Here is a 7,102-nt window from a genome sequence, read left to right as displayed (position 1 = left end):
CAGGGGTTTGTTCGTCTGGTCCTTGGTCGCCCATACCCTCGGGCGGGGTCCCGAGGAGGCCCCCGCCCCCATGAGTGGGGGTGGGGGCTTCGGGACCCGCTGGGGGAAAGACGGGGCGGCCCCCGACTCTGCCCGCATCCGGGCAACCCGGCCATGCGCTTCCCGCGGCCCATGCTGCATGCTGTGGCCTACGACCCACGCAAACGGTCCAGCAACGGCATGGAGCTGCGCATGACTACCACCTTCCCGGACGTCACCATCAGCACGGACCGGCTGGTGCTGCGCTCCTTCGAGGAAGAGGACGTCACCGCGCTCACCGAGATGATGAACGACGAGAACGTCACCGCCTGGACCTCCGTACCGCACCCCTACACCCAGGCCGACGCCCACGCCTTCGCCACCCGGCACTCCCACGCCGAACGCACAGAGGGCCGCGGAATTGTCTTCGCCGTCACCGAGTTCCTCACCCAGCGCCTCGTCGGCATCGTCCACCTCCAGAACACCAACTGGCGCACGCGCGCCACCGAGGTCGGCTACGTCACCGCTCCCTGGGCCCGCGGCGAGGGCTATGCCAGCGAATCCGTGCTCGCCGTCGCCCAGTGGCTCTTCCGCGACCAGGGCTTCGAGCGACTCGAACTGCGCACCGCCGCCGACAACACCGCCTCCCAGCAAGTGGCCCAGAAGATCGGCTGCATCAGCGAGGGCGTCCTGCGCAACGCCTGGATAGTGCGCACACAGACCGCCGACGGAGGCTGGACCGACACCCGCACCGACCTCATCGTCTGGAGCCTCGTCCCCGAGGACCTCGACGAAGGCGACGGATACGAGGGTTACGACGGCTACGACGACTACGCGGGCGGCGCCCGATTCGGACAGCCGGCCGAAGCGAACGGCTACGCCGTCGGAGCCGACTGGTCCTGAACCGATGAGCAGGTAGTCTCACCGTGCCCGACCCCTCGACGAAGCTGCGCCCTCCCCCCAGCCGGCGCCGGGAGGCGCCCCCGCCCACACCAGGAGACTGACGACGATGGCCGACCGGGTCACGGTGATCGGCTGGGACGGCTCGCCCCTGACCGCGGCCGCCCGGTCCGCGCTGTCCGCCGCCACCCTGGTGGCCGGCGCCGCCCACCACCTCGCCCTCCCCGAAGTCCCGCCCGCCGCCGAACGCATCCGCCTCGGCAGCCTCGGCCTCGCCGCCCGCCGCATCGCTGGCCACCGCGGCACCGCCGTCGTCTTCGCGGACGGGGACCCCGGATTCTTCGGCGTCGTACGCACCCTGCGCGCCCCCGAGCACGGCCTGGAGGTCGAGGTCGTCCCGGCCGTCTCCTCCGTCGCCGCCGCCTTCGCCCGCGCCGGCATGCCCTGGGACGACGCCCAGGTCGTCGTCGCCCACCCCCGCACCCTGCGCCGCGCCGTCAACGTCTGCCGCGCCCACGCCAAGGTCGCCGTCCTCACCTCGCCCGGCGCCGGGCCCGCCGAACTCGCGCTGCTCCTGGGCGGAGTCCACCGCACCTTCGTCATCTGCGAGGAACTCGGCACCGACCGCGAGCAGGTGAGCGTCCTGACCTCCGACAAGGCCGCCGACCACAGCTGGCGCGACCCGAACGTCGTCATCGTCATCGGAGGAGGAGTCCAGGCCCCCGCCGCCGAGCCGGGGTGGCTGCTCGGCCAGAGCGCCGCCCACTCCGCCGAGCGCGGCTGGGCCCGGCCGCAGGACGACGCCGGGGAAGGGGAGGGGGAGTCGGCGCAGCTGCGCGCCGCCCAGCTCGCCCGTCTCGGCCCGCGCACCGGTGACCTCGTCTGGGACATCGGCGCCGGCTCCGGCGGGTTGGCCGTGGACGCCGCGGCCCTCGGCGCCGCCGTCATCGCCGTGGACGCCGACCCGGAGGCCTGCGCCCGCGTCACGGTCGCCGCCCGCAAGCGAGGAGTGCAGCTCCAGGTCGTCGCCGGACGCGCACCGCACGTACTGGAGGACCTGCCCGAGCCCGACGTGGTCCGCGTCGGCGGCGGGGGAGCGGCGGTCGTCGCGGCCGTCGCCGACCGCCGCCCCGAACGCATCGTCAGCCACGCCTCCACGCGCGACGAGGCCGAGGCCATCGGCAGGACGCTCACCGAACACGGGTACGCCGTCGAGTGCGCCCTGCTCCAGTCCGTCGGCCTGGACCCCCGGACCTGGGCCGAACAGGACCGTTCCGTCGTGTTCCTCCTGGCGGCACAGCGCCCCGTGGCCCGCTGATCCGAGGCCGGGGTAGGCTGGCCGATCGTCGTACTGCCTCGGACGATTCGGGCATCGCGACACCGTCGGGAGGCGCGACGTGGCGCAGTCCACAGAGGACCCTGGCGGTTATGGCCGCCACGATGGCCAACGGGCGCGACAATGCTTACTGGTTGTCGTGAAGGCGTATGCGAGGCGAACTCCATCACACGCCAACCCCGCAGGAACACTCCGTCCGGCGGCCCCGTGGGCGGCCGGGCGATCGAAGAGCAACACCGATGGGCGAGGGGTAAGCATGACTGACACCGGCCAGGTCCCGGGCGAGAATCACCCGGACAGCGCGGGCATGGTGGATCAGCAGGGCGTCCCCGCTCCGGTCCAGATTCCCGCCCCCCTTCCCGCTGGCTACGCCTTCCAGGACCTCATGGACAACCCGGCCGAGCCGGAGGACGAGGAACTGCTGCTGATGCCGAGCGGCCAGGGCGCCTGGAGCGACCCGCAGGTCGTCCCGCCGGCCCCCGCCTTCCCGGTGTACGGCGCCGAGCAGGCCTACCCCGAGGCCCCGGTGTACACCGAGCCGGCCGCCTACCCCGAGTTCCCCTCCTACGGCGCGGGCGCCCACGAGGCGGGTGGCCGTGACTCCGGCTCGCTCGACCTCGGCGGACTCGTCGTCCCGACGCCCGCCGCCGCGGCCCCGGTGGCCCCCGCGGCCCCCGTGCGGCGCCCGCTGCACATGGGCCCGCCCGTGCCCGACGCCACCGGCGGGGTCGTACGGTCCCTCGCGGACCGGGGCCCGGCCGCGGCGCCGGCGCCCGTGCGCCAGCCCGGTCCGCCCACCACCGGTCCCGAGTACCTGGACACCCCGGCCGGCCCCGGCCCGCAGCTGTCCGAGATCCCGCCGCAGACCGGCGCCCCGTGGACCCCGCTTCCCCCGCTCGCCGAGCAGCAGCAGCAGCCGCAGCCCGTGGCGCAGGACGCCTCCGCCCCCGTGGCGCAGCCGGACGCCGCCCCGCAGCCGGACGCCGCCCCGGAGCCCGCGCCCCAGGCTCCCGAGGCGCCGGCCGAGCAGGTGGCACCGCCCGCCGAGCCGGAGCCGCTCCCCGCGGCCCCGGTGGCCGTGGAGTCCCCGGCCGAGCCCGTGGCGCAGCCCGTGGAGCCCGAGCCGGTCCCGGCCGAGCCCGAGGCGGCCCCCGCGGCGCCGGTCGCCCAGGCCGCCGCCCCCGAAGCCGCCCCCGAAGCCGGAGCCGAGCCCGCCGCCGTCGAGGCGCAGCCGGAGCCCGCCCCGGTCGAGTCTCTGCCCGCCGAGCCGGTACCCGCCGAGGCGGCGCCCGCCGAGCCGGTCCCGGCCGAAGCGGCGCCCGCCGAGCCGGTCCCCGCCGAGCCCCTGCCCCCGGTGGCCGGCCCGGGCGAGCCCGTACCGGCCGAAGCCGTTGCCGCCGAAGCCGTGGCCGAGGCACACCCGTCGGCCGAGCCCGTCGCCGAGGCACCGGCGGAGCCGGTCACCCCCGCTCCCGCCGACGTACAGCCCCCGGCGGCCGAGCCGGCGCAGTCCGAGCCGCCGGTGGCCGAGGCGGCCGAGGCGGTCATCGCAGTCGAACCCGCCCAGCCCACCGCAGGTGACGCGGCGCCCGCCGAGCCCGCCGCCGCCGAGCCCGCCGCCGCCGAGCCCGCCGCCGAGCCCGCCGCAGGCGAGGCCGCGCCGGGTTACGACGACGCCGAGCGCGAGGCCGTCCTGCGCGTCATGCGCGAGCGCCGTGACATCCGCAAGGGCTTCCGTACCGACCCGATTCCGCACGAGGTGCTGCTCCGCGTCCTGGAGGCGGCCCACACCGCGCCCAGCGTCGGCCACTCCCAGCCCTGGGACTTCGTCGTCATCCGCTCCGCCGAGACCCGCCGCACGATGCACGAGCTCGCCCAGCGGCAGCGCGAGGCCTACGCGAACTCCCTGCCCAAGGCCCGGGCCAAGCAGTTCAAGGAACTCAAGATCGAGGCCATCCTCGACACCCCGGTGAACATCGTCGTCACCGCCGACCCCACCCGCGGCGGCCGCCACACCCTCGGCCGGCACACCCAGCCGCAGATGGCCCCGTACTCCTCGGCCCTCGCCGTCGAGAACCTCTGGCTCGCCGCGCGCGCCGAAGGCCTCGGCGTCGGCTGGGTCAGCTTCTTCGACGAGCGCGAGATGGTCCGCGAGCTGGGCCTGCCGGAGCACCTGGAGGTCGTCGCGTACCTGTGCGTCGGCTACGTCGACGAGTTCCCGGAGGAGCCCGAGCTGGCCCAGGCCGGCTGGTCCCAGCGCCGGCCGCTCTCCTGGGTCGTCCACGAGGAGACGTACGGGCGCCGCGCCCTGCCCGGCGAGGAGCCCCACGACCTGCTGTCCGAGACGGTCGCCAGCATCCGCCCCCTCGACGCGAAGGCGCTCGGCGAGGCGTGGGAGCGGCAGAAGCGCATGACCAAGCCCGCCGGGGCCCTGGGCATGCTCGAAATCATCTCCGCACAGCTGGCCGGCCTCTCGCGGGTCTGTCCGCCGCCCATCCCGGAGCCCGCGGCCGTGGCGATCTTCGCCGGTGACCACGGCGTGCACGCCCAGGGCGTCACCCCGTGGCCGCAGGAGGTCACCACCCAGATGGTGGCCAACTTCCTGGGCGGCGGAGCCGTCTGCAACGCCTTCGCCAACCAGGTGGGCGCCGAGGTCTGCGTGATCGACGTCGGCGTCGCCGGGGACCTCCCCTCGACCCCCGGCCTGCTGCCCCGCAAGGTCCGCCCGGGCACGGCCGACCTCTCCACCGGCCCCGCGATGACCCGCGAGGAGGCGGTCGCCGCGATCGAGGTCGGCATCGAGACCGCTCGCGACCTGGTCGCGGCGGGCAACAAGGCCCTGCTCACGGGCGAGATGGGCATCGCGAACACCACCGTCTCCGCGGCCCTGATCTCCGTCTTCACCGGGGTCGACCCGTCCGAGGTCACCGGCCGCGGCACGGGCATCAACGACGAGACGCACGCCCGCAAGGTCGAGGTCGTACGCCGCGCCCTGGAGCTCCACCAGCCCGACCCGGCGGACCCCATCGGGGTCCTGGCGGCCATCGGCGGCCTGGAGCACGCGGCCATCGTCGGTCTCCTGCTCGGCGGTGCGTCCCTGCGCACCCCGGTGATCCTGGACGGCGTCAGCGCGGGAGCCGCCGCCCTGGTGGCCCGCGCCATCGCCCCGGAGTCCCTGTCGGCCTGCATCGCGGGCCACCGCAGCGCGGAACCAGGCCACGTGGCGGCCCTGAACAAGCTCGGCCTGCGCCCCCTGGTCGACCTGGACCTGCGCCTCGGCGAGGGCACGGGCGCCCTCCTGGCCCTCCCGCTGGTCCAGAGCGCGGCCCGTGCGATGCACGAGGTCGCCACGTTCGACTCCGCGGGCGTCACCGAGAAGTAGTCGGGCCGGGCCCGCCTCCGGCCGCGTCCGGAGGCGGACCCGCACCCGCCTCGCGGGCGTGTGCGCCGCGGGGCTCCGGGACCCGTCCGCGCTACGGACCGAACCGGGCCGTATGGTGGACTCGCACCAAGAACCCGCACGTCAGCACCCCCGCCGCTCCAAAGCCGCAGCGGCACGACAGAACGACTGCCGCATCAGGAGCGCACCGCCATGGCCGAACACCCCGCGTACCCCGTCGGTCTGCGACTCGCCGGCCGCCGCGTCGTCGTCATCGGCGGCGGCCAGGTCGCCCAGCGCCGCCTCCCCGCGCTCATCGCGGCCGGCGCCGACGTCCTGCTGATCTCCCCCTCCGCCACGCCCTCCGTGGACGCCATGGCCGAGAGCGGCGAGATCCGCTGGGAGCGCCGCCGCTACGAGGACGGCGACCTCGTGGGCGCCTGGTACGCGCTCATCGCCACCCAGAACCGCGAGGCCAACGAGCGCGCCTCCGCCGAGGCCGAGCGCGAGCGCGTCTGGTGCGTGCGCGCCGACGACGCCTCCGCCGCCACCGCCTGGACCCCGGCCACCGGCCGCGTCGAGGGCGTCACCGTCGCCGTGCTGACGGGCAACGACCCCCGCCGCTCGGCCGCCGTGCGCGACGCGATCGTCGAGGGCCTGCGCGACGGCACCCTCACCGCCCCCGCCCACCGCCACAAGTCCACCCCCGGCGTCTCCCTCGTCGGCGGCGGCCCCGGCGACCCCGACCTCATCACCGTGCGCGGCCGCCGCCTCCTCGCAGAGGCCGACGTCGTCATCGCCGACCGGCTCGGCCCCCGCGACCTGCTCGACGAGCTCCCCCCGCACGTCGAGGTCATCGACGCCGCGAAGATCCCGTACGGCCGGTTCATGGCCCAGGAGGCCATCAACAACGCGCTGATCGAGCACGCCAAGGCGGGCAAGGCCGTGGTCCGGCTCAAGGGCGGGGACCCGTACGTCTTCGGCCGCGGCATGGAGGAGCTCCAGGCCCTCGCCGAGGCCGGCATCTCCTGCACCGTCGTGCCCGGCATCTCCAGCTCCATCTCGGTGCCCGGCGCCGCCGGCATCCCCGTCACCCACCGCGGCGTGGCCCACGAGTTCACCGTGGTCAGCGGCCACGTCGGCCCCGACGACCCGCGCTCGCTCGTGGACTGGGCCTCGCTCGCCAAGCTCACCGGCACCCTGGTGATCCTCATGGGCGTCGACAAGATCGGCCTCATCGCCGAGGCCCTCGTGCGCCACGGACGCTCTCCCGAGACCCCCGTGGCGGTCGTCCAGGAGGGCACCACCGCCACCCAGCGCCGGGTGGACGCCACCCTCGCCACGGTCGGCGCACGCGTCCGCGCCGAGGAGGTCCGTCCGCCCGCGGTCATCGTCATCGGCGAGGTCGTCCGCGTCGGCTCCACCACCGCCGGCGCCTGACAGGCCGTTGGCTTCACACCCAGGACAAG

4 protein-coding genes are annotated in these 7,102 nt (G+C 75.4%); all 4 read left to right on the top strand.

The genetic code is table 11. From position 1 onward, the window contains the following. The first annotated feature begins 231 nt into the window (after positions 1-231). The 4 genes from AC07DU_RS14945 (at position 232) to cobA (ending at position 7,073) form a co-directional block, all read left to right on the top strand. Positions 232-921: a GNAT family N-acetyltransferase gene (locus AC07DU_RS14945; protein ID WP_360887401.1), complete on the top strand. Its 690-nt coding sequence runs from the start codon at positions 232-234 to the stop codon at positions 919-921. 106 nt (positions 922-1,027) lie between these two features. Continuing rightward, positions 1,028-2,236: a precorrin-6y C5,15-methyltransferase (decarboxylating) subunit CbiE gene (gene cbiE, locus AC07DU_RS14940; RefSeq protein ID WP_479031503.1), complete on the top strand. Its 1,209-nt coding sequence runs from the start codon at positions 1,028-1,030 to the stop codon at positions 2,234-2,236. A 274-nt stretch (positions 2,237-2,510) separates the two neighbouring features. Then, on the top strand, positions 2,511-5,636 hold the full coding sequence (cobT, locus tag AC07DU_RS14935; RefSeq protein WP_479111685.1) for a nicotinate-nucleotide--dimethylbenzimidazole phosphoribosyltransferase: 3,126 nt from the start codon (positions 2,511-2,513) through the stop codon (positions 5,634-5,636). 210 nt (positions 5,637-5,846) lie between these two features. After that, complete coding sequence (gene cobA / locus AC07DU_RS14930) at positions 5,847-7,073, top strand: uroporphyrinogen-III C-methyltransferase (protein ID WP_479031497.1); 1,227 nt, start codon at positions 5,847-5,849, stop codon at positions 7,071-7,073. Positions 7,074-7,102 lie beyond the last annotated feature (29 nt).

The sequence above is a fragment of the Streptomyces sp. NPDC045695 genome (genome assembly GCF_056432025.1).
The sequence above is the reverse complement of the archived record's forward strand: the minus strand, read 5'-3'. Positions and strand labels throughout refer to the sequence as shown.